This window comes from Halarcobacter mediterraneus, assembly GCF_004116625.1.
Lineage (GTDB): Bacteria > Campylobacterota > Campylobacteria > Campylobacterales > Arcobacteraceae > Halarcobacter > Halarcobacter mediterraneus.
Genome location: NZ_NXIE01000003.1, coordinates 400,657 through 427,558 on the forward strand (window position 1 = coordinate 400,657; position 26,902 = coordinate 427,558).

General features: G+C 29.4%; 25 protein-coding genes. 15 read left to right on the top strand and 10 right to left on the bottom strand.

The window, feature by feature from the left end; genetic code table 11:
* The first annotated feature begins 36 nt into the window (after positions 1 to 36).
* The 11 genes from moaA (at position 37) to CP965_RS09495 (ending at position 11,501) form a co-directional block, all read left to right on the top strand.
* Positions 37 to 1,005 carry a GTP 3',8-cyclase MoaA gene (moaA, locus tag CP965_RS09445; protein WP_129061846.1) on the top strand — a complete coding sequence of 323 codons (969 nt, stop codon included), beginning with the start codon at positions 37 to 39 and terminating at the stop codon, positions 1,003 to 1,005.
* Between the two features lie 149 nt (positions 1,006 to 1,154).
* Positions 1,155 to 3,974 carry a nitrate reductase catalytic subunit NapA gene (gene napA, locus CP965_RS09450; RefSeq protein WP_129061847.1) on the top strand — a complete coding sequence of 940 codons (2,820 nt, stop codon included), beginning with the start codon at positions 1,155 to 1,157 and terminating at the stop codon, positions 3,972 to 3,974.
* Between the two features lie 17 nt (positions 3,975 to 3,991).
* Positions 3,992 to 4,774, top strand: coding sequence for a ferredoxin-type protein NapG (gene napG / locus CP965_RS09455; protein WP_129061848.1), 783 nt, complete (start codon positions 3,992 to 3,994; stop codon positions 4,772 to 4,774).
* Positions 4,767 to 5,597, top strand: coding sequence for a quinol dehydrogenase ferredoxin subunit NapH (gene napH / locus CP965_RS09460; protein WP_206732284.1), 831 nt, complete (start codon positions 4,767 to 4,769; stop codon positions 5,595 to 5,597). Before napG ends, napH begins: the two co-directional genes overlap by 8 nt.
* Positions 5,581 to 6,210 carry a nitrate reductase cytochrome c-type subunit gene (locus tag CP965_RS09465; protein ID WP_129061849.1) on the top strand — a complete coding sequence of 210 codons (630 nt, stop codon included), beginning with the start codon at positions 5,581 to 5,583 and terminating at the stop codon, positions 6,208 to 6,210. The genes napH and CP965_RS09465 overlap by 17 nt, the downstream gene beginning before the upstream one ends.
* 4 nt (positions 6,211 to 6,214) lie before the next feature.
* On the top strand, positions 6,215 to 6,691 hold the full coding sequence (locus CP965_RS09470) for a ferredoxin-type protein NapF (RefSeq protein ID WP_129061850.1): 477 nt from the start codon (positions 6,215 to 6,217) through the stop codon (positions 6,689 to 6,691).
* A 1-nt stretch (position 6,692) separates the two neighbouring features.
* The gene (locus CP965_RS09475) at positions 6,693 to 7,637 is read left to right on the top strand and encodes a WD40 repeat domain-containing protein (protein ID WP_129061851.1); all 945 of its coding nucleotides are present in this window, start codon (positions 6,693 to 6,695) and stop codon (positions 7,635 to 7,637) included.
* Entirely contained in the window at positions 7,634 to 8,017 is a 384-nt protein-coding gene (locus tag CP965_RS09480) for a chaperone NapD (protein ID WP_129061852.1), read from the top strand. Before CP965_RS09475 ends, CP965_RS09480 begins: the two co-directional genes overlap by 4 nt.
* Position 8,018: 1 nt before the next feature.
* Complete coding sequence (locus CP965_RS09485; protein ID WP_129061853.1) at positions 8,019 to 8,465, top strand: PAS domain-containing protein; 447 nt, start codon at positions 8,019 to 8,021, stop codon at positions 8,463 to 8,465.
* A 112-nt stretch (positions 8,466 to 8,577) separates the two neighbouring features.
* Positions 8,578 to 10,728, top strand: coding sequence for a TonB-dependent siderophore receptor (locus CP965_RS09490; protein WP_129061854.1), 2,151 nt, complete (start codon positions 8,578 to 8,580; stop codon positions 10,726 to 10,728).
* A gap of 14 nt (positions 10,729 to 10,742) precedes the next feature.
* Entirely contained in the window at positions 10,743 to 11,501 is a 759-nt protein-coding gene (locus CP965_RS09495; RefSeq protein WP_129061855.1) for a DUF4198 domain-containing protein, read from the top strand.
* A 22-nt stretch (positions 11,502 to 11,523) separates the two neighbouring features.
* On the opposite strand, the gene CP965_RS09500 is transcribed toward CP965_RS09495, so the two are convergent.
* From CP965_RS09500 to CP965_RS09540, 9 genes are all read right to left on the bottom strand, one after another.
* The gene (locus CP965_RS09500) at positions 11,524 to 12,828 is read right to left on the bottom strand and encodes an aminotransferase class V-fold PLP-dependent enzyme (RefSeq protein ID WP_129061856.1); all 1,305 of its coding nucleotides are present in this window, start codon (positions 12,826 to 12,828) and stop codon (positions 11,524 to 11,526) included.
* A gap of 77 nt (positions 12,829 to 12,905) precedes the next feature.
* Positions 12,906 to 14,465, bottom strand: coding sequence for a nitrite/sulfite reductase (locus CP965_RS09505; protein WP_129061857.1), 1,560 nt, complete (start codon positions 14,463 to 14,465; stop codon positions 12,906 to 12,908).
* Positions 14,466 to 14,468: 3 nt separating this feature from the next.
* A complete protein-coding gene (gene cysN / locus CP965_RS09510; RefSeq protein WP_129061858.1) occupies positions 14,469 to 15,929 on the bottom strand; it encodes a sulfate adenylyltransferase subunit CysN in 1,461 nt (486 codons plus the stop codon).
* Positions 15,929 to 16,852, bottom strand: a complete 924-nt coding sequence (cysD, locus tag CP965_RS09515; protein WP_129061917.1) for a sulfate adenylyltransferase subunit CysD — start codon at positions 16,850 to 16,852, stop codon at positions 15,929 to 15,931. The genes cysN and cysD overlap by 1 nt, the downstream gene beginning before the upstream one ends.
* A gap of 70 nt (positions 16,853 to 16,922) precedes the next feature.
* Positions 16,923 to 17,618: a phosphoadenylyl-sulfate reductase gene (locus CP965_RS09520; RefSeq protein ID WP_129061859.1), complete on the bottom strand. Its 696-nt coding sequence runs from the start codon at positions 17,616 to 17,618 to the stop codon at positions 16,923 to 16,925.
* A gap of 14 nt (positions 17,619 to 17,632) precedes the next feature.
* Complete coding sequence (locus tag CP965_RS09525; RefSeq protein WP_129061860.1) at positions 17,633 to 17,857, bottom strand: DUF2061 domain-containing protein; 225 nt, start codon at positions 17,855 to 17,857, stop codon at positions 17,633 to 17,635.
* A gap of 40 nt (positions 17,858 to 17,897) precedes the next feature.
* Entirely contained in the window at positions 17,898 to 18,824 is a 927-nt protein-coding gene (gene cysK / locus CP965_RS09530) for a cysteine synthase A (protein ID WP_129061861.1), read from the bottom strand.
* Between the two features lie 27 nt (positions 18,825 to 18,851).
* Positions 18,852 to 19,265 (bottom strand): RrF2 family transcriptional regulator, encoded by a 414-nt coding sequence (locus CP965_RS09535; protein ID WP_129061862.1) that lies wholly within the window; start codon positions 19,263 to 19,265, stop codon positions 18,852 to 18,854.
* A 9-nt stretch (positions 19,266 to 19,274) separates the two neighbouring features.
* Complete coding sequence (locus tag CP965_RS09540; RefSeq protein WP_129061863.1) at positions 19,275 to 20,543, bottom strand: O-acetylhomoserine aminocarboxypropyltransferase/cysteine synthase family protein; 1,269 nt, start codon at positions 20,541 to 20,543, stop codon at positions 19,275 to 19,277.
* 415 nt (positions 20,544 to 20,958) lie between these two features.
* Here CP965_RS09540 and CP965_RS09545 point away from each other — a divergent pair, with 415 nt between their 5' ends.
* From CP965_RS09545 to CP965_RS09555, 3 genes are all read left to right on the top strand, one after another.
* Positions 20,959 to 22,110 carry a multidrug effflux MFS transporter gene (locus tag CP965_RS09545; RefSeq protein WP_129061864.1) on the top strand — a complete coding sequence of 384 codons (1,152 nt, stop codon included), beginning with the start codon at positions 20,959 to 20,961 and terminating at the stop codon, positions 22,108 to 22,110.
* Between the two features lie 78 nt (positions 22,111 to 22,188).
* Positions 22,189 to 23,418, top strand: coding sequence for a BaiN/RdsA family NAD(P)/FAD-dependent oxidoreductase (locus CP965_RS09550; protein WP_129061865.1), 1,230 nt, complete (start codon positions 22,189 to 22,191; stop codon positions 23,416 to 23,418).
* A 21-nt stretch (positions 23,419 to 23,439) separates the two neighbouring features.
* Positions 23,440 to 24,099 carry a hypothetical protein gene (locus tag CP965_RS09555; RefSeq protein WP_129061866.1) on the top strand — a complete coding sequence of 220 codons (660 nt, stop codon included), beginning with the start codon at positions 23,440 to 23,442 and terminating at the stop codon, positions 24,097 to 24,099.
* Between the two features lie 2 nt (positions 24,100 to 24,101).
* Here the strand turns inward: CP965_RS09555 and CP965_RS09560 are convergent, their stop codons facing one another.
* Positions 24,102 to 26,243 (bottom strand): transporter substrate-binding domain-containing diguanylate cyclase, encoded by a 2,142-nt coding sequence (locus tag CP965_RS09560; protein WP_206732285.1) that lies wholly within the window; start codon positions 26,241 to 26,243, stop codon positions 24,102 to 24,104.
* 235 nt (positions 26,244 to 26,478) lie between these two features.
* Here CP965_RS09560 and dksA point away from each other — a divergent pair, with 235 nt between their 5' ends.
* On the top strand, positions 26,479 to 26,862 hold the full coding sequence (gene dksA, locus CP965_RS09565; protein ID WP_129061867.1) for an RNA polymerase-binding protein DksA: 384 nt from the start codon (positions 26,479 to 26,481) through the stop codon (positions 26,860 to 26,862).
* Positions 26,863 to 26,902: the final 40 nt, after the last annotated feature.

Sequence of the window (26,902 nt, forward strand, 5' to 3'; positions counted from 1 at the left end):
TAAAAAATAAAGAATTTTAGCTTAAGAGGAGAGAATATGCTAATTGATAAATATGATAGAGTAATTGACTATATACGAGTTTCTGTAACGCAAAGATGTAATTTTAGATGTCAGTACTGTATGCCTGAAAAACCTTTTGAGTGGACACCTAAAGAAGAACTTTTATCTTATGAAGAGATATTTAAGTTTTTAAAAGTTGCAATTGATGAAGGAATAAAAAAAATAAGAATTACAGGAGGTGAACCCCTTGTACGAGATGATTTATATAAACTTATTGAAAAAATATCTTCATATAAAGATGATATTGATATAGCTTTAACTACAAATGGATATTTATTAAGCTCTCAAATTAAAAAGTTAAAAGAAGCAGGATTAAAAAGAGTAAACATTTCTATTGATTCCTTAAATGAAGATACTTTTTCTTATTTGACTAAAAAAAGACTTTTATCTAAAGTAAAAGATGGAATAGAAGCAGCTTTGGAGCAAAATATTGAAGTGAAATTAAATACAGTTGTAATCAAAGGTATTAATGATGATGAAATTTTAGACCTTTATGAATATTCTAAAAAAAGAGGAATTCAAATAAGGTTTATAGAATATATGCAAAATAAATGGGCAAATGAAAAGCTAAAAACTTTAAGTGGGAAAAATATATTGGAACAAATTGCAAAAAAATATCCAATAGAAGAACTTGAAATGAAAAAAAGTTCAGCTGCAAAATTATATAAAGATAATACAGGTTTCATTTTTGGAATAATTGAACCTTATGATGACTCTTTTTGCTCAACTTGTAATAGAATAAGATTATCTGCACAAGGAGATTTAATTCCTTGTTTATATTATGAAGACTCAATAAACATAAAAGAATCACTTGATAGTGATGAAAAGCTTTTAAATACTTTAAATGAAGTTATTGAAAATAGACCTGAGAAAAATCTATGGAATCATAATTCTACTGATATGGAAAATATCTCGTCAAGAGAGTTCTATTATACTGGAGGATAATTTTAATATTAAATATCAATTTAAATTTATTTTTTTAAGTAAAATCTAAAAAAAGTCTGTTTTTTTGACATAGGTCAAGAAAGATAATTTTTCTTAGTGTTAGAATTAGAATGTTTAAAATTAAAACAAAATCTAATAAGGAGAAGAAGATGTCACTTTCAAGAAGAGATTTCCTTAAAAGTTCTGCCGCAGCCTCAGCTGCAGCTGCTGTTGGAATGAGTGTTCCCTCACAACTTCAAGCAAATGCAGACAATGCACAAAAAGGTTGGAGATGGGACAAGGCTGCCTGTAGATTCTGTGGTACAGGTTGTGGAATTATGATGGCAACAAAAAATGGAAGAATTGTTGCTGTAAAAGGTGACCCTGCTGCACCTGTAAATAGAGGGCTTAATTGTATTAAAGGTTATTTTAATGCAAAAATAATGTACGGAGCAGATAGATTAAAACAACCTTTACTAAGAGTAAACTCAAAAGGTGAATTTGATAAAAATGGTAAATTTGCCCCTGTTTCTTGGGAAAGAGCTTTTGATGAAATGGAAGTCCATATTAAAAAAGCATTAAAAGAGTCTGGTCCAGAAGGTGTTGGAGTATTTGCTTCAGGGCAATATACTGTAATGGAAGGTTATGCAGCTCAAAAAATGATGAAAGCAGGGTTTAGATCAAATGCTCTTGATCCAAATGCAAGACACTGTATGGCTTCAGCAGTTGTTGGATTCTATCAAACTTTTGGAATTGATGAACCAAGTGGTTGTTACGACGATATTGAACTTACAGATACAGTTGTTTCTTGGGGTTCAAATATGGCAGAAATGCACCCAATTCTTTGGTCAAGAGTTACTGATAGAAAACTTTCAGACCCAGAAAATGTAAAAATTATAAATATGTCAACATATAGACATAGAACTTCTGATTTGGCAGATATTGAAATTATCTTTACTCCAAATACTGATTTAGCACTTTGGAATTATATTGCAAGAGAGATTGTTTATAATCATCCTGAATCAATTGATTGGGATTTTGTTAAAAAACATATAGTTTTTGCAGCAAGTCCAGTTAATATGGGATATGGACTAAGAAGATCAGATGAAAAATCTGTAAAAGAAGGGAAATATTCTGATAAAGAGATGGAAATCGTTTCTAAAGAAATGAGAAAAGAAGTTTCTAAAAAAGAAGCACCTGCATTAGCTCCATATGGATATAAAGAGGGTGATATTATGGAAAATAACCCTGCTGGTTTAAAACACTGGGAAATCTCTTTTGAAGAGTATAAAAAATTTCTTGAACCATATACTTTAGATTATGTTGCGGAAATTTCAAAAGGTAATCCTGATGAAGATATAAATGAGTTTAAGAAAAAACTTCAAACTTTAGCAAATCTTTATATTGAAAAAAATAGAAAAGTAGTTTCATTTTGGACTATGGGTATGAATCAACACACAAGAGGAACTTGGGTAAATACTTTAGCTTATAATGTGCACTTTCTATTAAATAAACAAGCAAAACCAGGTTCTGGTGCATTTAGTTTAACAGGTCAACCAAGTGCTTGTGGTACAGCAAGAGAAGTAGGGACTTTTGCCCATAGATTACCAGCTGATATGATGGTTGCAAATCCAAAACATAGAAGTATTACTGAAAAAGTTTGGAATGTACCTCAAGGAACAATTAATCCTAAAGGTCATCAACATATTATGAAAATTCATAGAGATTTAGAAGATGGAACTATGAAATTTGCTTGGGTTAATGTTTGTAATCCTTATCAAGACACTGCAAGTGCAACACACTGGATTAAAGCAGCAAGACAAATGGATAACTTTATTGTAACTTCAGATGGTTACCCAGGAATTTCTGCAAAAGTTTCAGACCTTATTTTACCAAGTGCTATGATTTATGAAAAATGGGGTGCTTATGGTAATGCTGAAAGAAGAACACAACATTGGAGACAACAAGTTTTACCTGTAGGGGAATCAATGTCTGATACTTGGCAATGGGTTGAGTTATCAAAAAGATTTACTGTAAAAGACTTATGGGGAGAACAAGCACTTTTAAGTACAGGTGGTAAGAAAAAACTTCCAAATGTAATTGAAGAAGCTAAAAAAATGGGCTATTCTGAAGATACAACGATGTATGAGATTTTATTTGCAAATGAAAAAGCAAAATCTTATGAACTTGATAAAAATGACCCAATTCAAAAAGGTTATGATAACTCTGAAGGTTTTGGAGATGAAAGAAATGTTGTAGGAAGTGATGGAAAAGTATTTAAAGGATATGGTTTCTTTATTCAAAAATATTTATTTGAAGAGTATGCTTCTTTTGGTAGAGGACATGCACATGATTTAGCTGACTTTGATACTTATCATAAAGTTAGAGGATTAAAATGGCCAGTTGTAGATGGTAAAGAGACTCAATGGAGATTTAATACAAAATATGACCCTTATGCAAAAAAATATGGAAAAGAAACTGGACATACAGAGTTTGCTTTTTATGGAACTTTAGCAAAAGCTTTAGCTCAAGGAGACTTAACAGGTATAAAAGATAAAACTAAAAAGTCTTTAAAAAATAAAGCAAAAATCTTTGCAAGACCATATATGGACCCTCCAGAAATGCCAGATTCAGAATATCCAGTTTGGTTAAGTACAGGAAGAGTTTTAGAACATTGGCACAGTGGAACAATGACTATGAGAGTTCCTGAATTATATAGAGCAGTTCCTGAGGCCTTATGTTATATGCATCCAGATGATGCAAAAAAATATGGTGTAAAACAAGGTGGACTTTGTTGGGTTGAAAGTAGAAGAGGAAAAGTAAAAGCAAGAGTTGAAACTAGAGGAAGAAATAGACCTTCTAAAGGATTAGTTTTTGTACCATGGTTTGATGAAAAAGTATTTATAAATAAAGTTTGTTTAGATGCAACTTGTCCAATGTCAAAACAAACTGATTTCAAAAAATGTGCAGTTAAAATTTATCAAGCGTAAATAATAAGGTTAAGAACATGGTAAGCAGTAGAAGAAAATTTATCTTAGGTAGTGCAAGAACTATTGGTTTAGTTGCATTAGGTGGTTTAGTATGGAGTGCATATGTAGATGAAGTAACTGCTTCAAAACTATTATTAAGACCACCTGGAGCATTACAAGAAGAAGATTTTTTAAAAACCTGTATTAAATGTGGTTTATGTGTTGAGGCCTGTCCTTTTGATACATTAAAATTGGCAAAACCAGGAGATAATAAACCTTTAGGAACGCCTTTTTTTGAACCACGTGATATTCCATGTTATATGTGCCCAGATATCCCATGTGTACCTGTGTGTCCTACACAAGCTTTAAGTGAAAAAGCGGTTAGTACAAATAATGAACTTGATATTAATCGTGCCCAAATGGGTGTTGCTGTAGTAGATGCAAAAAATTGTATTGCTTTTTGGGGAATTCAATGTGATGCCTGTTATAGAGCCTGTCCCTTATTAGATGAAGCAATTTATTTGGAATATTCTAAAAATGAAAGAACAGGGAAACATGCTTTTTTAAAACCTATTGTTGATAGTGATATTTGTACAGGGTGTGGACTATGTGAACATGCTTGTGTAACAAAAAAACCTGCAATTATAGTTCTTCCCAGACAAGTTGCTTTAGGGGAAGTAGGTGACCACTATATAAAAGGTTGGGATAAAGCAGATGATAGTCGTCTTAAAAATGCCCATAATAAAGTTAATAAAACTGAAATTAGTAAAGAAAAAGCTATTGATTCTTTAAATGATATGGAAGGATTATTAGATGAATAATATTTGGAAAAAATATAGATTCCTTCTTTTTAGAAGAGTTGTTCAAATCTCAATATTGTTTTTATATATTGCAGGAAATATTTGGGCATGGAACTTTTTAAAAGGTAATTTAAGTTCTTCTTTGGTTTTAGACAAAATTCCTTTAGCTGACCCTTTTGCTGTTTTGCAAATGTTCTCAGCAGGGGCTTTACTAACAAGTAATATTGTAATAGGTGCTGTAATTATTACACTATTTTATGCTTTAGTAGGAGGGCGTATTTTTTGTTCTTGGGTTTGTCCCGTAAATATGGTAACTGATTTAGCAAACTTTATTAGAAGAAAATTAAAGTTTAATCAGATTGAGAAAAAGCAACCAGCAAGTAGAAGATTACGTTATTATATCTTGGTTTTGGCTTTGATTTTATCGTATGTTTTAGGGATTACAGCCTTTGAATTTATCTCTCCTATTTCTATAATTCATAGGGGTATAATTTTTGGCATGGGTTTAGCTTGGGCAGCAATATTAGTCTTATTTTTATTTGATTTATTTATTTTAAAAAATGGTTGGTGTGGTCACTTGTGTCCACTGGGAGGTTTTTACTCTATTATAGGAAGCTTTAGTCTTATTCGAGTAAAACATGATGAGCAAAAATGTACAGTTTGTATGAAGTGTAAAGAAGTTTGTCCTGAGTCTCAAGTACTTTGGATGGTTGGAAAAAAGAGTACACAAGTATTAAGTGGAGAATGTACAAACTGTGGTCGATGTATAGAAGTATGTGACGATGATGCTTTAAATTTTTCTATTAGAACTAAATTAGGAGAAGAAAATGAAACTAATAAATAAAGCTGTTTTAGGATTAGCAGTGGTAAGTTCTTTTATTTTTATTGGCTGTAATAATGTAGAAGTAGCGGAAAAACAAGTTGCAAAACCAATGTATGATGATAGTACAATTGGTTTAAGAAAAGAAGATTTATTAAAAGAGAATGAAGTAGTCCCTGCGGAGACAAAATACAGTAATAACTTTGCAGGAAGTGGGAAAAAATTCGAAAGAGCTTTTCAAGATGCTCCTCCAATGATTCCCCATGATACAACAGGGATGTTACCAATTACTGTAAGTAATAATCAATGTGTTCAGTGTCATGCTCCAGAAGTTGCAAGTTCAATGGGTGCTTTACCTTATCCTGAATCTCATATGATAGATTTTAGACCAAAACATAATTTTGATGGTAAACAATTTAAAAAATCTATTGATAATATGAAAAATGAGATTTCAGTAAAAAAAGTTAGTACTTTAGCTGGTTCGAGATTTAACTGTTCTCAATGTCATGCTCCTCAAAGTGAAGGACAATTAGTTGATAATACTTTTCAACCAGAATTCACAACAAAAGATGGAGCAAAAAAATCTCACTGGAGTGGTTCTAGCCTTACAGAAGGTTTAGATACTTTAATGGAGTAGTTCGATGAAAAGAAGGGAACTTTTTAGTTCTCTTTTTTCTTCACAAGAGAAAGAAGAGACAGTTATTATAAGACCACCATATTATAAAGATAAAAGCTCTTTTGACAAAGCTTGCTATGAATGTGAAGGTATGTGTAGCAAGGTTTGTGAGGAGAATATAATAACTATGTTAGAAGATAAAACACCTTCTATAAACTTTGATAAAAATGGTTGTACTTATTGTGATGAATGTGCAAAGGCTTGTGAGTTTGGAGTTTTAGAACTTGAATATAAAAAGAAGATTGATTTAGCATTTGAAATTGATATGTTAAAATGTTTAAGTTGGAATAATACAATGTGTTTTTCATGTAAAGACCCTTGTTTGGATGAAGCAATTGATTTTTTGGCTATGTTTAGACCGTCAATAAATGATTCATGTACTTCATGTGGTTTTTGTATAAATGTTTGTCCAACTGACGCAATATCTTATAAAAAGGTTTAATATGAAATATATTCTTTTAATTATTTTACTAATTACAAACACTTTTGCAATAAAAGAGTTAACTGCAAATTATTCTTTAGAAGCAAGTGCAGATGTTCAAGACATATATTATGAAAAAAACTCTTTATATGTAGCAACAAGTATGGGAAAAGTTGATATATTCAATATAGAAAAAAAAGAAAAGACAAATATTATTGAAATACCTAAAATAAAAGATTTTATAGGAGATGAAATACCTGCAAAAATATATAGTATTGATAAAACTACTAATAAATTACTTATAGTTTCACAAGGATCTAAAGGTTATAGAAACTTATGGATTTATTCGGGAAATAAACTAAATAAAGAAATAGATATTTCAAAAAAATTATATATAAGAAAAGCAAAATTTCTTGATGAAAATAGAGTGATATTAGCCCTTTTAAGTAATGAGTTTGTTTTATATGATTTACAAAAACATACTATAGAGAAAGTGAAACAAATAACTCATTCAGCTTTTTCAGATTTTACTTTAAGTGAAGATAAACAAAGAATAATAAGTACAGATGAAAGTGGTATTGTAAGATTCTTAGATTCTAAAACTTTTGAAGAACAAAAACAATTAAAAGCAGTAAATTTAGATAAAGTTTTTCAAGTAGCTTATAAAAAAGGAACAGTCCTTACAGCAGGACAAGATAGAAAGAGTGCATTATATAAAGAAAATAAAATTGAAGAATTTAATTTTGATTTTTTAGTATATAGTTGTGCCTTAAATCCTAATGCTTTATTAGGAGCAATTGCTTATGATGAAAGTAATGATGTTTTGATTCTTGATATAAAAAACAATAAAAAATTGTATAGTTTAGTAGGAAATAAAGCTGTTATTACAAGAATAGTCTTTATAAATGATAAAGAATTATTTGTTTCAAGTGAAAGTAATAAAATTAATTTTTGGAGGTTACCATGAATATTTCAAGTATAGTTGTTCAAACAAAACCAGAGTATTTAGAAGAGGTTTTAAAGGATATAAAAGAGTGTGAAGTTTGTGATTATCATTTACATGATGATAAGGGTAGAATTATTATAACAATAGAAGGGGAAAGTGTAAAAGAAGAGTTAGAAAAACTTCATGTAATAGAAGCAATTCCTCATGTAATAGCTGCTGATATGCAAATGGCTTATAGTGAAGATGAGCTTGATAAACATATTGAGGTTTTAGATAATAGTGATGCTGTACCAAAAGTATTAAATGATGAAAATATTGATCCTTCTAAAATTGTTTACAATGGGGACTTAAAGAAAAAAGATTTAGAAGGGTTTGCAAAACAATTTGATGAGGTAAAATAAAATGGAATATAATGAAAGTGAATTCTTAATTGAAACCCTTGTTCCAAAAGATGAATTAATTATTTCAAGAACAGATTTAAAAGGTAATATAACTTATGCAAATGATACTTTTGCAAAAATCTCAGGATATAAAATAGATGAGCTACTTGGAGAGTCTCATCGTATTTTAAGACATCCTGATATGCCTAAAAGAGTATTTAAAAATCTTTGGGAAACTATAGGTTTAAAAGAACAGTGGCAAGGTGTGATAAAAAACCTTAGAAAAGACAGAGGTTTTTATTGGGTTCATGCAACAATTAGTGGTGTATATAAAAATGGACAATTAATAGAATTTAAATCAATTAGAACTCCTATTTCCTTTGAAGAAAAACTAAAATATCAAAAACTTTATGATGAATATAGAAACATAGATAAGGATAATATTAGAATAATAAAATATATTAATTGAAAGTTTTAAAACTAAATAATAATTATTATCATAACTAAGGTGGCACTAAGTTATTTTTGCTAGTATATCTATTTTGCAACTATGTTGCAGTAATTAAATACAAGGAAAAATAATGCAGAAAAAAGTTTTTTCTATAGTAGCTGCTTCATTTATATTATTCCCTAATATAGTGTTTTCAGCTCAGACAAAAACTAATGATACTGTTTCATTAGCTGAGGTAACCATTGTAAGTGATGGTTCTGAAGAAAATGAACAATCTTATTATAAAACAAACTCAACTTCTGTTACTCGTACAGATACGCCTCTTTTAGAAACAGCACAATCAGTTCAGGTACTTACAGGACAAGTATTAGATGACTTAAATCTTGTTACTCTTGATAATACCCTAGATTATGTAAGTGGGATCTCTAGACAAAATAATTTTGGTGGAATGTGGGATAACTTTTCAATTAGAGGTTTTTCAGGACATGAAAATTCAGGAATAAGTTTACTTAAAAATGGTTTTGCAGATAATAGAGGATATAATGCACCTCGTGATACAGCAAATATTGAAAGTATAGAGTTTCTAAAAGGACCTTCTGGTTCACTTTATGGAAATACAGAACCAGGTGGAACTATAAATATAGTTACAAAGCAGCCAAAGTTTATAACTGAAAACTCAATAGAAACAATGCTAGGAAGTGAAGACTTTTATAGGGTGTCAGCAGATGTAACTGGACCTTTAAGTGAATCTTTTGCTTATAGATTAAATGTTGCAGCAGAAAAGAAAAAAAGTTTTCGTGACTATATTGAAAGTGAAAGATATGTCATAGCTCCATCTTTTCTTTGGGAATTAAATGATAAGACTTATCTTACTTATAATGGAGAATTTATTAGACAAGAAGCACCTCTTGATAGAGGAATTGTAGCAATAAATGAAAATGTTGAAGCAATTGACTCTAAAACTTTTTTTGGAAATCCAAATGATGGAAATATGATACTTGAAAATTATACTCATCAATTAAAACTAGAGCATGAGTTTTCAGATAATTGGAGTGCTAAAATTGGATTGGCATACAAAACAGGAGCTTTTAAAGGAACTGGTTCAGAAGTAAAACCTTTTGTAAATGTAACAACAGATAGTGTGACTCTTCGTTCTCGATATAGAGATTATGACTCAGAAGATATCTCTTTTCAAGCAGATATTAAAAATGTTTCAAATATAGGAAATTTTCAAAATACCCTTTTATTTGGTGTTGAGTCTTATCGATATGAGTTAGATTCTTTGATGTATACTTTAAATAATTCAGTAAGAATTGATAATATATATAACAATCCAATTTATACTACTTTAGCTACAGGGAGAGGTACTTTATCTACAAATAAATATGAAGAACAAAAAGGAATGGCATTTTTTGCACAAGATGAATTGGCTTTTTCAGACTCTTGGAGATTACTTTTAGGTTTAAGATATGATGAAATAGATATGGATTCTATTGATTATAGAAGAAATACAACAACTTCTCAAAATAATTATGCTCTTTCTCCTCGAATAGGAATAACATATCTTATAAATTCAAGCTGGTCTTGGTATGCAACTTCTGGAAAGTCATTTAGACCAAACTCTGGAGTTGATATAAATGGAGAAACCTTTGATGCTGAAGAAGGTTTATCTATAGAAACAGGATTAAAGTTTGAATCTTATGATAAAGAAATAGGTGGAACTTTAGCTTTATATAGAATTGATAAAGAAAATGTTCTAACTGGTTCTGACCCAGATGGTACTTATTCTGTTGCAGCAGGTGAAGTGAGAAGCCAAGGTATCGAGTTTGATATTGGAGGAAGACTTACTTCTAATTTAAAGTTAAATGCAAACTATACTTATACTGATACAGAAGTTACTAAAGATATGGGTGGTGCAGTTGACTGGTGGACAGGAACAGTTGTAAACCTTGAAGGGAAAGAGTTATCAAATATACCTAAGCATAGTGCAGGAGTTCTTCTTATGTGGGAAGATACTTTGGCTAATAATGGTTCTTATGGTATAGGAAGTAATATTTTATATGTTGGTAAAAGACAAGGAAATTATATAAATAGTTTTACTTTACCTGATTATGTTACTGTTGGTTTAACTTCTTATTGGCAAGCTAATGAGAACTTAAAATTTAAATTGAATATTGATAATATTTTTGATGAAGATTATATCGCAAGTAGTTATGATCGTTCTTGGGTAACACCTGGTTCACCAAGAAGTTTTACATTGAGTATGACTTATAAATTTTAAAAAGGAATAAAAAAATGAAAAAAATCTCAGCATTAATAATTGGTCTTTTTGTAGGAACAGCAGCATTTTCACATGATTTGTGGGTTACAGCTACAAATGAAGATGTAATAAAGGCAAATATGATATATGGACATGATTTTCCAAAACCTGAAAAAATAAAAGAAGAAAGAAAAGTACTTTTTGAACCTATTAAAGTTATTGGTAAAGATACAACTCTTACACTTTCTCAAAAAGGAGAACTTTATAGTTATGTAGGTAAAGATAAACTAAAAGATGGTACATATATTATAAAAGCTACTTATAAACCAACACCTTGGATTGAAACAGTAGATGGAAAATGGGAAATGAATAAAACAAGAAAAGATACTAAAAAAGAAGTAAAACATTGTGGTATCTATTCTATGTCAGCAAAGTCAATTTTGAATGTAGGAAATGCTGATAGTGACTTAATTACAAAACCTTTAGGTAAAGGACTTGAATTTACTCCTTTAGTAAAAGCTTCACAGTTCAAAGAAGGAATGCCAATAAAGTTTAAAGTTACAAGAGATGGGAAACCTTTGAAAATACATGAAGTATATGGAAGTTTAGAATCATACTCTAAAGATGATATGAGTATGGCTTTTTATGGAAAAACAAATTTAAGAGGAGAAGTTACTTTTAAAGCATTAAAAAGTGGACTTTGGTATCTAAAAACTTCTTATGATAAAGATAGTGGAAATAAAGATTGCGAACATATAGGAGATAAAGCTACTATATCTTTTTATGTAAATTAAAAATAATATCCATTTTTGGATATTATTTTATAAAGTCATTTATAGCATTTAGAAGTTTATCTATATCTTCTTTTTTTTGAGAATAGTGAACTGAAATACGTAACCAGCCAGGCTTTTCTTCTAGTTCTTCTTTAGATTTTTTCCCTAATAAATCATGTCCATAAGGACCAGCACAAGAACACCCAGCTCTTGTTTGAATACCACTAGATGAAGAAAGTTTTTCACATATTTTATAAGGGTTTACATTTGCAATATTAAAAGATACTATTCCTATATTATCTTCTTCTTTATTTCCATAAATAGTAATATTTTCTATTTTGTTTAAACCTTTTAGTAGATGTGTAAGTAAGTCTTTTTTTTGGTTTTTAATAAATTCAAAGCCTATTTCATTTCTAAGTTTATATGCAAGAGCAGAACGAATAAGTTGTAAAATTCCGGGTGTTCCAGCTGTTTCTCTTGTACTAATATCTTTTTCATATTCTTGTATTTGAGAATTTACATAAGCAACTGTTCCACCTCCTGCAAAAGTAGGTGCAAGGGTATCATCTACTAAAGATTTTTTTATAGCAAGAATTCCACAACTTGCAGGACCTCCCAGGAGTTTGTGGGGAGACATTACAAGTGCATCATATAGTTCACATGGAATATTCATATATGAAGAGCTAGCTGCTGCATCAAAACATACAATAGCTCCATAAAGTCTTAATAATCTTGATATTTCTTCATAAGGAGTTATGATACCTGTAACATTAGAAGCAATACAAAAGCAACCTATGATTTCTCTATGCCGATTTTCTTGCAAGATTTCTTTTAATTGTCGTAAATTAATTAAGCCTTCATCTGTTAATTGTATTCTTACAACTTCACAAAGGGCTTCTCTATAGCTTACTTCATTTGAGTGATGTTCATAAGGTCCTACAATAATAAGTGGTAATTTCTTCTTTGCAACTGAAATTCCAAATCTCTTTATTGTTGCAGGTGGAATATATAATCCTAATAATTCTTGAAATTTTTTTATTGCAGCAGTAGAACCACAGCCACTTGGAATAATTGCAAATTCTTCATTTAGTTCTAAACTATTTTTTAAAGATTCAATAGCCTCATTGTAGTATTGCTGTGTTATATTTGCATTTAAAGACTCTTTAGAGTGTGTATTTGCATAGGTTTCAAGAACATCTCTTATTCTATTTTCTATTTGTCTAAAAGCAAGTCCTGAGGCAGTATAGTCAAAATAGTCATTTTTATTTTTACCTATTGTGTTATATCTAATAAAATCTAATGTATTTGTATTTTTATCAAAAAATGGTCTATAAATATCTTTTTTCATAGGATAATCATATCTTATTTTTATTATATGTTTGGTTAATATAAAATTAAAAAAGAAGAGAAAAATTTCTCTTCTTTTTATTGTTTAGCTTTTGTTATAATGTAGTCGTGAAATGATGAAAAGTTAGATATATTATACTCGTTTATTAACTCTTCTATACTTTCATTTACATCTTCAACTGCAAATTTGATACCTATTTTTTGATTAAATTGAGACTTGTCTCCTTCAAGAAAACCTCCTACTAAAAGTTCAAATCCCGATACAGGTTTTCCTTCTTTCTTTACTTTTGTTCCCATTAATCCAATATCTACAATATGCGGATGAGCACAAGAGTTAGGACAACCATTTACTGAAATAGTAATTCTTTCTCCAAATTCAGGGAATTTATTTTCCAAGTGCTCAACTAATTTTTTTGCAACACCTTTTGTTTCTGAAATTGCAAATTTACAAAAATCAATACCTGTACATGCTTGAGTTCTTGCCCTAAAGTTAGAAGGGTTTGGATAAATGTGAACTTCTTCCAAGTCTTTTGCAAACTCTTTTACTTTGTTTGTTGGTGCATCTAAAATAATAATATTTTGCGTAACTGTACATTTTAAAGCTGTTGCTTCATATTTTTCAAATAATTTAATTAAGTTATTTAATCCATCTACTCCTATATGTCCAGAGTTTAATGAACAACCAATATAACTTTTACCTTTTTGTTTACTTTCATGTATTCCAAAGTGTTCTCTAAATTTTGAGTGAGTATATTGTAAATCTTCAGGTTCTTTAATTCTAAATGTTAAAGAAGATTGAAGTACTTCAACAAACTTTTCTAAGCCCCAACTTTCAATTAGATGTCCTAATCTAGCTTTATTTCTTTTTTCTCTTAATCCATGATCCCTATAGATTTTAGTAATAGCTTTAGCTAATGGAACTACTTGTGATGGTGCAACATAGCCGATATGATTTGCAATTCTTTTATTTGAAGCTAATCCTCCTCCAACACTAACTGCAAATTGAACTTTTCCATTATCTGTTTTTGCCGCATTAAAACTTACATCTTGGATTTCATGGTGCATACAGTTTTTAGAACATCCATTTACTCCAATTTTATATTTTCTTGGAAGGTTGGAAAATAATCTATTTCCTTTAAAGGCTTCATTCAGTTTATCTACAATGTCTCTAACATCAGCAATTTCTTCATGGTCTATTCCATTGATAGGACAAGAAACTACATTCCTTGGAACATCTCCTGCTGCAAATATTGTACATAATCCAACTGTATCAAGAAGTCTAAAAATTTCAGGTAAATCAACAACTCTAATATAGTGAAACTGTAAATCTTGCCTTGTTGTAAAGTCAGCAGTTCCCCTTGCATATTTTTCAGATATCTCTGAAACTATTTTTAATTGAGGTAAAGTTAATTGACCACCTTCGAGTTTAACTCTAAGCATAAAATATAAAGTTTCATCATCTTCTGCTTGTAGGTTTCTATTTTGAGTATAAAGTCCATACCATTTTAATCTATCGATATCTTCTGGATGAACAGCTTCTCCTGTTACTGCATAAAGATAGATGTCTTGAAGTACATCAAGACCATCTTTTTCTTTTTTTATCCGTTCTACCCTTTGTGCTTTGCTTTCTTTTGCCATAATTTATCCTAAAATCTCTTTACATCCCCACTCAGGGAAGTTATCTCTAATATATTTATTTAAAGCTATTTCAGCTTCTGTATAGTCTCTTGTTTGATCTTCATTATCTTGACTTTCTTGTGCATCTACGATCATCCCAGCACCAACTGTTGAGTTTGTATATCTATCGATGATAATAAAGCTTCCAGTGTGTCTATTTTCATAGTATGAATCAACAGCAATTTGTCTGTCAAGTGACAAAGAACATTTTGCAATATCATTTAACTCAAGAGTGTCAGCAGAGATTTCTTTAAAGCTATTAATATCTTTTTTAAACTCAACTGCTTTAAATGAACCATTTATAACAGAAGTAGCTCTTTTAATGATATAGCTATTATTTAACTCCATTGGTTTTTCATCCATCCAAACTACCATTACATTTAGTTTGTTTGAAACTTTAGGAATAGAGTTTGATTTTACAATCATATCTCCTCTACTAATATCAATCTCATCTTTTAATGTAATTGTTGTAGCCATTGGTGCATATGCAGTTTCAATAGTCTCGTACGCTTCATCTTTTCCAATTGGTCTTAAATCTTTTATATCATTTGAAACAATTGATTTAACAACTGATGTTTTTCTTGATGGTAAAACTGTAATCTCATCACCAACACTAATAGTACCACTTGCAATAGTTCCAGAGAAACCTCTAAAGTTTAAGTGAGGTCTAGAAACATATTGAACTGGTAATCTAAAGTCATCATTCTCATCATGGTGAATTTCAACAGTATCAAGTAATTCCATTAAAGGTTTACCTGCATACCAAGGTGATTTAGGAGAGTTTGAAACAATATTATCTCCATCTAATGCAGAGATTGGAATATAGTTAAAGTTGATATCTGCATTATGAGGAAGATTTGGAATAATCTCTTCATAATCTTTTTTAATCTCTTTAAATCTCTCTTGGCTAAAGTCAACTAAGTCCATTTTATTAATAGCAACAATTAGGTTTTTTATTCCTAATAAAGAAGCTATATAAGAGTGTCTTTTAGTTTGAGTTAAAACACCTTGTCTTGCATCAATAAGAATAATCGCTAAATCTGCTGTAGAAGCTCCTGTAGCCATGTTTCTTGTATATTGTTCGTGACCTGGAGTATCTGCAATAATAAACTTTCTTTTATCAGTTGAGAAGAATCTATAGGCAACATCAATAGTAATACCTTGTTCTCTCTCACTTGCCAGACCATCAACTAAAAGTGCAAGGTCAATTTTATCCCCTGTTGTACCACTTTTTTTAGAGTCTTTTTCAATAGATGCTAATTGATCTTCAAAAATCATTTTTGAATCATAAAGAAGTCTTCCAATTAAAGTTGACTTTCCATCATCAACAGACCCACAAGTAATAAATCTTAATATCTCTTTGTGTTCATGCTCTTTTAAATATTGTTCAATATTTTCAGCAATTAAATCTGATTGGTGTGCCATTAAAAATACCCCTCTTGTTTTTTCTTCTCCATTGATGCGTCACCATCACTATCAATTAATCTACCTTGTCTTTCAGATGTTGTACAAACTAACATCTCTTGAATAATCTCAGGTAGAGTTGTTGCTTCACTATTTACTGCTCCTGTTAATGGATAACATCCAAGTGTTCTAAATCTCACTTTCTCTTTTTTTGCAGTCTTTCTTAACTCTTCTGGCATTCTTTCATCATCTACCATGATTTTTGTACCCATATACTCTACTACTTCTCTTTCTTTTGAGAAGTATAAATCAGGAATAGGTATCTCTTCTAAATAGATATATTGCCAAATATCAAGCTCAGTCCAGTTTGATAATGGGAATACTCTAATAGACTCACCTCTGACATGTCTACCGTTATAGATATTCCATAACTCTGGTCTTTGGTTTTTTGGGTCCCATCTATGGTTTTCATCTCTAAATGAGTAAATTCTTTCTTTAGCTCTTGATTTTTCTTCATCACGTCTTGCTCCACCAAATACTGCATCAAACTTTTGGATATCTAGCATTTGCTTTAAACCTTGAGTTTTCATAACATCTGTATGTAAAGCAGAACCATGTTCAAAAGGTGAAATGTTCATCTCTAAACCTTTTGGATTAGAGTAAACAATAAGTTCCATTCCCACTTCTTTTGCTCGTCTGTCTCTAAACTCAATCATCTCTTTAAATTTCCATTTAGTATCAACATGTACTAATGGTAGTGGTGGAGGTGCAGGGTAGAAAGCCTTTTGTAAAATATGTAGCATTACAGAAGAGTCTTTTCCTACTGAGTAGAGCATTGCTGGATTAGAAAATTCAGCTATTACTTCTCTCATAATATGCATAGATTCTGCTTCTAATTGTTTTAAATGTGTAAGTCTTTCCTTACTTATCTTTAATTCACTCATTTTATATCGTCCCATTAATTCTTTGTTTTAGATTCCTTCAAATTAAAAGTTTGAGTTCATCTATGATTTACTACTTTGCGTGTAATCCGCACTCTTTATGCTCGGGATTTTCCCACCACCATCTTCCAGCTCTAATATCTTCGCCAGCTTTAACTGGCCTAGTACAGGGTGCACATCCAATACTTGGATATCCTTGGTCATGAAGTTTATTATATGGAACATTGTTTTGCTTAATGTAGTTCCATACATCTTCTTCACTCCAGTTGATTAGAGGGTTAACTTTGATAACTTCAAAGTTCTCATCATATTCAACTACGCTCATTGAAGTTCTAGTAACACTTTGTGTTGCTCTAAGACCTGTAATCCAAACTTTCAAAGGTTTTAACGCACGTTTAAGAGGTTCCATTTTTCTGATATTACAACAGTTTTTTCTATTATCAATACTTTCAAAATGTCCATTAATACCTTGTTTTTGATAAAGCTCTTCTACTTTTTCATTTAAAGGAAAAAAAACATTTAACTTAACACCATATTTTAGATTTGTTGCATCCATAACATCATATGTTTCAGGATGTAATCTTCCTGTATCTAGTGTAAAGATATTTGCATCTTTATCTACTTTTAGAATCATATCTGTTAAGACTTGATCCTCTGCTCCTAAGCTGCTTGATAAAGCAGCATCTTGTTTATACTCTTTTAAAAAGTATTTTATTATGTCTTCAGCACTTAAGTTTTGAAGTTCTTGATTTAATTTATTAATTCTCATGCATATCTTCTTTTTTAAATTTGATAATCAGGTTCTTTAGTTTTTCCAAAAGATATTTTATTCCATGCTCTTTCGTGAAAATAATATAAAACCATTTTAGTAACAAGTTCAATTGAACCAATTGAAGCTGCCATTGTTAAATTACCAGTTATAAAGTAAGAAATTATAATTGTATCAAGTGTTCCAACTGTACGCCAAGAGACCGTTTTTACAACTGATCTATAAGCTTTTTCTGCCATTTTTTACCTCATATATTAAAGGATATACGAGGATGAGTTTTTACTCATCGTCATATAATCCTACACTTAGATATCTCTCTCCTGTATCACAAAGAACAGTAACAATTGTTTTTCCTTTGTTTTCAGGTTTAGAAGCAATTTGTTCTGCTACATAAGCATTTGCTCCGGCTGAGATACCAACTAAAAGCCCTTCTTCTTTTGCAAGTTTTCTTGAAGTTTCAATTGCATCTTCATTACTTACTTGAATAACTTCATCATAAACCGTAGTATTTAATACATCAGGAACAAATCCTGCTCCAATACCTTGAATTCTATGTGGTCCTGGTTTACCACCACTTAATACAGGTGATGCTTCAGGTTCTACGGCAATTACTTGGATATTAGAGTTATGTTGCTTTAAAACTTCTCCAATACCAGTAATTGTTCCACCTGTACCAATAGCTGCTACTAGAATATCAATTTTTCCATCAGTATCATTTAATATTTCTTGTGCCGTTGTTTTTCTATGAATATCAGGGTTCGCACCATTTGCAAATTGTTGAGGAACAAAAGAATCAGGTGTTTTTTCTGCTAATTCATTTGCTTTCTCAACTGCACCTTTCATCCCTTTTTCTGGTTCTGTTAAAACAAGTTCAGCACCTAAGGCTTTTAATAGTTTTCTTCTTTCTATACTCATTGATGAAGGCATTGTAAGAATTAGTTTAATTCCTAAACCTGCACAAACTGAAGCAAGAGCAATTCCAGTATTTCCACTTGTTGGTTCAATAACTGTAGTTTTCTCATTGATTAAGCCTTGCTCTAAAGCAGATTTAATCATATTTGTTCCAATTCTATCTTTTACTGAGTGAGTAGGGTTCATAAACTCACATTTTCCTAAGATAGTAGCTTGAGTCTTTTCACTTGCAGCTTGTAGTTTTACAAGTGGCGTGTTTCCAATTAATTCTGTAACATTGTTTGCAAATTTCATTTTATATCCTTTTTAATTTAATAACTTTTATATACTATAATGTAAAAATCCATTATATTTATCTTCATATTCATCTAGTTTTGTTAGAGGAATATCAAACATCTTTTTTGTTCTTTTTTTTGCTTCATCAAAGAAAATATTTAAGATAGGATTATCTGTTTTATTATCAATGACTTTTAAATCATCTTCTAAAGCAACTAAAATATCCTTAACTAAAATTTCCTCAGCCTTTTTTGCCAAAATATAACCACCTTTTGCTCCCCTAATACTCTTTACTAGTTCAGCACGTCTTAACTTCCCTAGCAACTGTTCAAGGTAGTTTTGTGGGATATTGGCATTTGAAGAAATCTCCTTGATTTGCATGGGAGACTCTCCATCATGTTTACTTAACTCATACATGGCTGTTAACCCATATACACCTTTGGATGAAATTAAAGGCATCTTTTTCCTTTAAGCTAATGCTTGTTCTAAATCTTCAATTAAATCTTTTGGATTTTCTAATCCAATTGATAACCTAACTGTAGTAGGATTTATACCAGCTTTTAATAACTCTTCTTCACTTAATTGTGAGTGAGTAGTTGAAGCTGGGTGAACAATAAGTGATTTTGAGTCACCAATATTTACAACTACAGAGAATAGTTTTGCAGCATCAATAACTTTTTTTGCTTCTTCATATGAAGCTACTTCAAAAGATATAAGACCTGATGCTTTACCATCTTTAAAATATTTTTGAGCTTTTTTATAATCTGTATTTGATTCTAACCCTGGATAATTTACAGACTTAACTTTTGGATGTTTTTCTAGGAATTTTGCAATTTCTAGAGTACTATTAGAGTGTTTTTCCATTCTAATATCTAAAGTCTCAATAGCCTGTAATAGTAACCATGAGTTATGTGGAGACTGAGTTGCTCCAATATCTCTTAAAAGGTTTAGTCTAATTCTTAAACAAAAATTTGGAAGTGGAACATCCACATAAACTAAACCATGATATGATTCATCTGGTTCAACAAAATGTGAATATCTTTTTGAGTTTTCTTTAAAGAATTCATTTAAACCATCTCGTTCTACTACTATTCCACCTACAGCTGTTCCTTGACCATTTGTATATTTTGAAGTTGAATGAACAACAACATCTATTCCCCAAGAAATTGGATTAAATAATGCTGCACTTGCAACTGTATTATCACAAATAGTTAAAACACCATTTCTTTTTGCTATTTCTACAATTTTTTCAATATCTGCAATTGCAATTTGTGGATTTGATAAAGACTCAAAGAAAATAGCTTTTGTTTTATCATCTATTTGTTCTTCTAAATTACTTGCATCAGAATTTCTAAAAACTCTTGCTTCTATACCAAATCTTTTAATTGTATGTGTAAGCAAAGTCACTGCTCCACCATAAAGTTTATCAGAGATTAAAATATTATCTCCTGCTTCGGCAACATTTGCAATTGAATAAAAAATTGCAGCTTGTCCACTTGCTGTACAAATTGCAGCAGCACCCCCTTCAAGTTGTGCAAATCTTTGTTCTAATACATCAGTAGTTGGATTCGTAAGTCTTGTATAAATAGAACCTAACTCTTTTAGTGCAAATAAATTTGCTGCATGCTCTGCATCTCTAAAGGCATATGCTGTAGTTTGAGCAATTGGAACAGACATCGTACCCCAACCTTCTTTGTTGTTGTAACCTCCATGTACTGCAATTGTTTCTTTTTGCATTTTATTTCCTTTTTTTGATATCTATATTTTATATGTGATGAAATTGTATACTATTTTTTAATTAATGTCAAGTGTTTTAATTATGATTACTCAAATATAGTATAAATAAGGGTTCTTTTTTAAAGTCTATTAAATTAGTATAGTATTTAAAGAATCTTTAAAATATACGTATAATCGACATTTATAAAAAATCATAGAGATTTGTTTCTAAATAATATTTTTAAAAAAGAATTTTAGAAATTCTTTTATTTATTCTTGAGCTTTTTACATAACAATAAAAGTAAAGTAAAATTAATAAAATAATAAGATAGAATGTGTAATAGTTGTATATACAATTAAAAGGTAATTTAAATGGAAATAGACTTAAATAATTCTTTAGATTATTGAATAAAATAAATATAAATCAAGAATTATTATGAAAAAAGCAATAAATCATATATATTTGATAATTCTTTTATCAATACTATCTTCAGTTGCACCTATTGCAACAGATACTTATATACCTTCAATACCAGATATAGCAGATGCCTTTCATGTTTCTATAGAAAAAATAGAGTTAACTTTATCTATATTTTTAATTGGTTTTTCAGTGGGGCAGGTTTTTGGGGGTCCTATGTCAGATAGAATAGGAAGAAGAAAAAGCTCAATAATAGGACTTTTAGGTTTTGCATGTTTTAGTTTTGTGATAGTATTTAGTACTAATATTTATGAATTGTGGATATTTAGATTTTTTGAAGCATTTTTTGGTGGACTTGTCGTAGTAAATGCAATGGCAGTAGTAAGAGACAAGTTTCATGGACAAGAAGCTGCAAAAGTATTTTCTCTGATAGGAACTATTAGAAGTATAGCCCCACTTGTAGCTCCTGCAATTGGCTCATTCATAATACATTTCTTTTCATGGGAAGCAGTATTTATTTTTCTAACTTTTTATGCACTTTTTATAGCCTTTCTTGTATATAAGGATTTAGATGAAAGCTATACTTATGTAAAGCAAAGTATATATCAATCATATAAAACAGTACTTACTCATAAAACAGCAATGAAAGCTATGTTAACTTTAGCTCTTGGCTTTTCTGGTTTTTTCATTTTTATTGCAAAGTCTTCTTTTATTTTTATTGAACACTATGGAGTAACAACAGACTATTTCCCTTTTTTCTTTGGTTTTAATTTTGTAATTTTAATTTCAATGATTAGGGTTAATATTTGGTTTTTGAAAAGACATAGTGCTTTAGGAATAATTAAAACAAGTGTATTAGTTCAAATTCTTATGGGAATACTTTGGATAATAACGTATGAAGATCAAAATATTATTATAACTATGCTTTTAATGGCTGGATATATGAGTATGATGGCATTTGTATTTGGTAATTGTATGGCTTTAGCTTTGGAACATTTTCAAAAAAATGCTGGTGTGGCATCTGGAGTAGTTGGAGTTTTACAGTTTGGACTTGGTGCAATTATTTCTTCAATTGCATTAATGTTTCATTCTTCTTCATTTTTGCCAATAGGAATTAGTATAACTAGTATTTCTATCATTGCTTATTTAATTATAAGAACTTATAAATAGAGAATCTTAAAACTTTACTTTTCAAATAAAAAGCAGAGTTTTAGTATACTTATTTTTGATTTATAAAGAGGGGCAATATTGAAAATAGCTATTATTGGGGCAGGAGCTGCTGGACTTATAGCAGCAATTACTGCAAAAAGAGTAGATGAAAATGTAGAACTAGATATCTTTGATATAAATACTGCAATAGGAAAAAAGATACTTGCAAGTGGAAATGGAAGATGTAATATTTCGAATATAAATGCACAGGTAGAAAATTATATAGGAGAGAATTCTTCTTTTGTTTCTTTTTGTTTATCTCAATTTGATTTTAGTCATTTTAAGAAATTCTCAAAATCTATTGGATTATTACTTGATATAAAAGAAGATGGGAAAGTTTATCCTTTATCAAATGAGGCTAAATCAGTAATTAAACTATTACAGTCTCAAATACAAAGTTTGGGAATAAATTTTATAGCTAGTACAAAGATTTTAGATATAAAAAAAATAAATGATAAATTTATTCTAAATTCGGAAGATAAAAAGTTTGAAAACTATGACAAGGTATTAATAAGTTCAGGGCTTGCAGCAGCTCCACAGTTAAACTCAACAGAAATTGGTCTTAATCTTGCAGAAACTTTTGGGCACACTTTTAATATGACTTACCCCTCTTTAGTAGGACTACAAACAGATTTTGAGTATAAAACAAGACTTCAAGGTGTAAAAAAAGAATCACAAGTAACTTTATATGTTGATGGACAAAAAGAAAATGAGATTCAAGGTGATGTTCTTTTTACTAAATATGGAGTTTCTGGTTTTGCAATTTTAGATATTTCTCAATATGCTGTTTATCCAATGAAGTTATATCAAGATATTCAAATATCAATAAATTTATTTCCTAAACAGAGTCGAAATGAAGTTTTAGGAATGCTTGAGTCTTTGATAAAATCTTTACCTAATGAGAATTTAGAAAATTTATTAAGTGGAATAGTTTCTAATAAATTAGCTTCTGTTATATTAGATGTAATTAAAGTAAATAAAGAAACGAAGGCAAAAGATATAAATGCAAAAAATATTAGAGCCATAGTAAATACTCTTATAAACTTAAGAATGAAAATTATTGATACTCAAGGATTTAAACATGCTGAGGCTAGTGGTGGTGGAATTAGAACTGATGAAGTTGATGAAAAAACCTTTGAAAGCAAGAAGTGTAAGAATCTATTTTTAGCAGGAGAAGTTTTAGACATAGTCGGAAATAGGGGTGGTTATAATTTACAATTTGCTTGGGCAAGTGGATATTTAGCTGGAAAATCATTGGCAAAAAATTAAAATATATAAAGGAGTAAAATAATGAATAGAGCTTTAGATTGGGCGATGGTAATTACTCTTTGTGCTTCTTTTATGTACACAGTTAGTATTGCTTTTTTTAATGAGTATTTACTTACATTAGGTGTAGAACCTAGTTTTATTATAAGAAATACTGAGCAAATCTTGTATCATTCTATTTTTATTTTGGCAGAAACAATTTTGATTTCTGGAGTTTTCTTTTTCCCTCTTTTAATTATATTTACAGGGGTAGTTTTAGTTTCATTAATAATTATATTTAGGTTTTATAAAACTAAAAAGTTATTTGTGAAATATAAAAAAAATAAAGCTAATAAAAAATTAAAAAAAAGAAGAATCTCTCTTAGCTTTGGAAGTTATTTAGATAGGGTAATAATTTTTATATTAAAAGTATTTGTAATTACTTTAGTTGTAGTTTTCACAATGATATATTTTGAGAAAAAGGGTGAAAAAAAAGCTCATAGGTTATTAACTAAGATTGAGAGTAATCAAATTAAAGAGAGTGAGTTATTAACAAAAGAGGGAGTAGGTAAAATTTTATTAATTTCTTGTGGTACAAACAACTGTGCAGCAATTGATGTAAAAAGTAAAGAAATCATTTACTTTGAAAATAAAATCACAGATAATACAATACATAGTTTTTTAAGAGAGTATAAAGAAGAGTAAAATTATTTATACTCAACTTTATTTCTACCACTATTTTTTGCACTATAAAGTGCTATATCCGCTCTTTTTAAAAGAGATTCAATAGTGTCTTTTTCTTGTGATATTGTTACTCCAAAGCTGGCAGTTCTATTTTGCACTTTATAAAAAGAGTATTCAGATATTTTTTTTCTGAGGTTTTCCATTAGATTTAATACTCCATCTAAATTTGATTCAGGACAAATTATTATAAATTCTTCTCCTCCATATCTTCCTATAAAATCTGTTTTTCTTCTATTTGTGCTTAGTATAGTTGCAACTTCTTCTAGTACTTTATCTCCTGTTTGATGACCATAAATATCATTAACTTCTTTGAAGTTATCAATATCAATTATTACTAAGCCAAAAGAATGATTAAATCTTTCACTTCTATATAGTTCAAATTCTAAAAGTTCTTCAATTTTTCTTCTATTGTATAGTTTTGTTAATTTATCTGTTGTTGCAAGTTTTTCTAACTCTTTATTTTTTTCTTTAATATCTTTTTGAGCTTTTTCTAAAAGTTTGTTTGTTTTTATAATCTTTCTATTCCAATATCCTATTAAAAGAATTATTATCAATGAAACAATTCCAACTTTCCAAACTAATTTATAATTAATACCTTTTTCATATTTTATGGGTAGCCATTTATTGAATATTTCTCTATGAACTTCGTTTGTCATACTATTTATAGCTTTCTGTAATATATTAAAGAGAGTTTCATCTTTTTTTATTACAGCCATTGATAAATCTAGAGTTTCATTTATTTTACCTGCTATTTTTAATTCTCCAAAATATTTTTGCTGAAACTCATATCCTATACTAGCAAGAGTATCAATGAATCCAAAAAGCTCGCCACTTTTTACTTTATCTAGACCTTCTTTTATGTCTTCAACTTCTATTAAATCAAGTGAAGGATATTTTTGTCTTAAAATTTTAACAAAGGCATCACCTTTGATAATTCCTACTTTTTCTCCCTCTAAATCTAAAATATGGTTTATAAATGGTACATCAACTGTTGTAGCTACAACCAAAGGAACATTTAAATAGCTACTTGTAAAGTTTAGAAACTTCTTTCTTTCAAAAGTTTCCATACTAAGCGCTAACATATCACATTTACCTTCTTTTATGTAAGTTATTGATTCATTCCAATTATTTGTTTTTACAAGTTGAAATTTAGCAGATAAAATTTTTTCAAATAAAGTATAATAGTCTGAACTTATACCTGAGTGTTCATTATTCTCATTCAATCCTTCAAAAGGTAAACCATCAGGATTTATACAATATTTTATGGTCTTTGTATTTAAATAAGCTTTTTCATTTTTATCAAGTTCAACATGTCCCCCTTTATACTCTTTTATTGAACCAATCCATTTTGTTACTAATGTCTCTTTTTCTTTTTTTGTAATAGAGTCTAAAGCTTTTTGTAATATTGATTTTAAGAGAGGTTTTTGAGGGTTTACTCCTAGCCTTAAATCTTCTTTTTTTGTATTTGGTAAGATTAGTTCACTTGCAAGTTTTATATTAGAGTATAAGTTTTTTTTGATGAAATAGTTTATATTTGTAAGATTTTGCATTAAGGCATCAATTTTACCAAAAACTAAATCTTTTGTTAAAGCTTCATATGTATCATAATAAACTAAATCTATATTCCCCACTTTTTTCAGTTCTTCAATATAGAAAACATCTTTTAAAACACCTACTTTTTTTCCTTTTAAACTTTCTATTCCTAGGTATTCTCCAAAATCATCTCTAACAAAAACCATAATAGGAATATCATAGTAAGAACTTGTAAAGTTTGTAAAGGGTTCTCTATACTTTTTATGGGAAATACTTGTAATTACATCAAGCTCTTTATTTTTGAAGGCAGTATATATAGTAGTCCATTTTGCTATTGTTTTTTCAAAAACTAATCCTGTTCTTTCTGATAAAATATTTAATAATTCATGCTCAAACCCAACAGGAGTATTTTTTGTATAATATGAAAAAGGTGCAAAATCAGGCATTAATCCAATTTTTACTAAAGGATTCTTTTTTATAAATATTCTTTCTTCTTCTGTCAAAAATACTGGTTTTGCAAGAACTTGAGTAAAAAAAGAAAAAAACATAAGTATAATAAATAATATTTTCATTATATTTCCAAGGTTTTATTTTGTTTATAAAAAGTATTATACATTAAGATACTTAGAAGATAAATATATTGAGAATGTATAATTTCTAACCAGTTGGCTAAACAAGAAAATAACTTTATTTGATATGATACTTTCAAAATTTTGTTAAATTTAAATGAAAAAATATAATAATGCTATTTATTTGCAACTAAGTTGCCCTATAGTATATTACACAAATTTTTTATAGGAAATAAAAATGGGAAGAGAATTAAATAAAAAACAAATAGAAGAGATAAAAGAACTTTTACTAAAAAATAAAGCAATCATTGAAGGTAATTTAAATAATCTTTCAAATGAACATGTAAATTTAAGTGAGATGGATTTAAATGATGAAGGTGACTTTGCTGCTGCAAGTAGAGATTATAGTACAGATATTCATATCAAAAAACAACAACTTGAAGAGTTAAGATTAATAGACCATGCGTTAAGAAAAATATATAGTGGGAAATTTACTGGCTTATGTGAAATGTGTGATTCTGAAATTACAATGAAAAGACTTAGAGTTAAACCTCATGCAATGTACTGTATAGATTGTAGAAACTACCTAGAAAATGAAAAACAGATAAAAAAAGCTGTTTAGCTTCTTATAAAACCTTAGAGTCTATTCTAAGGTTTTTATT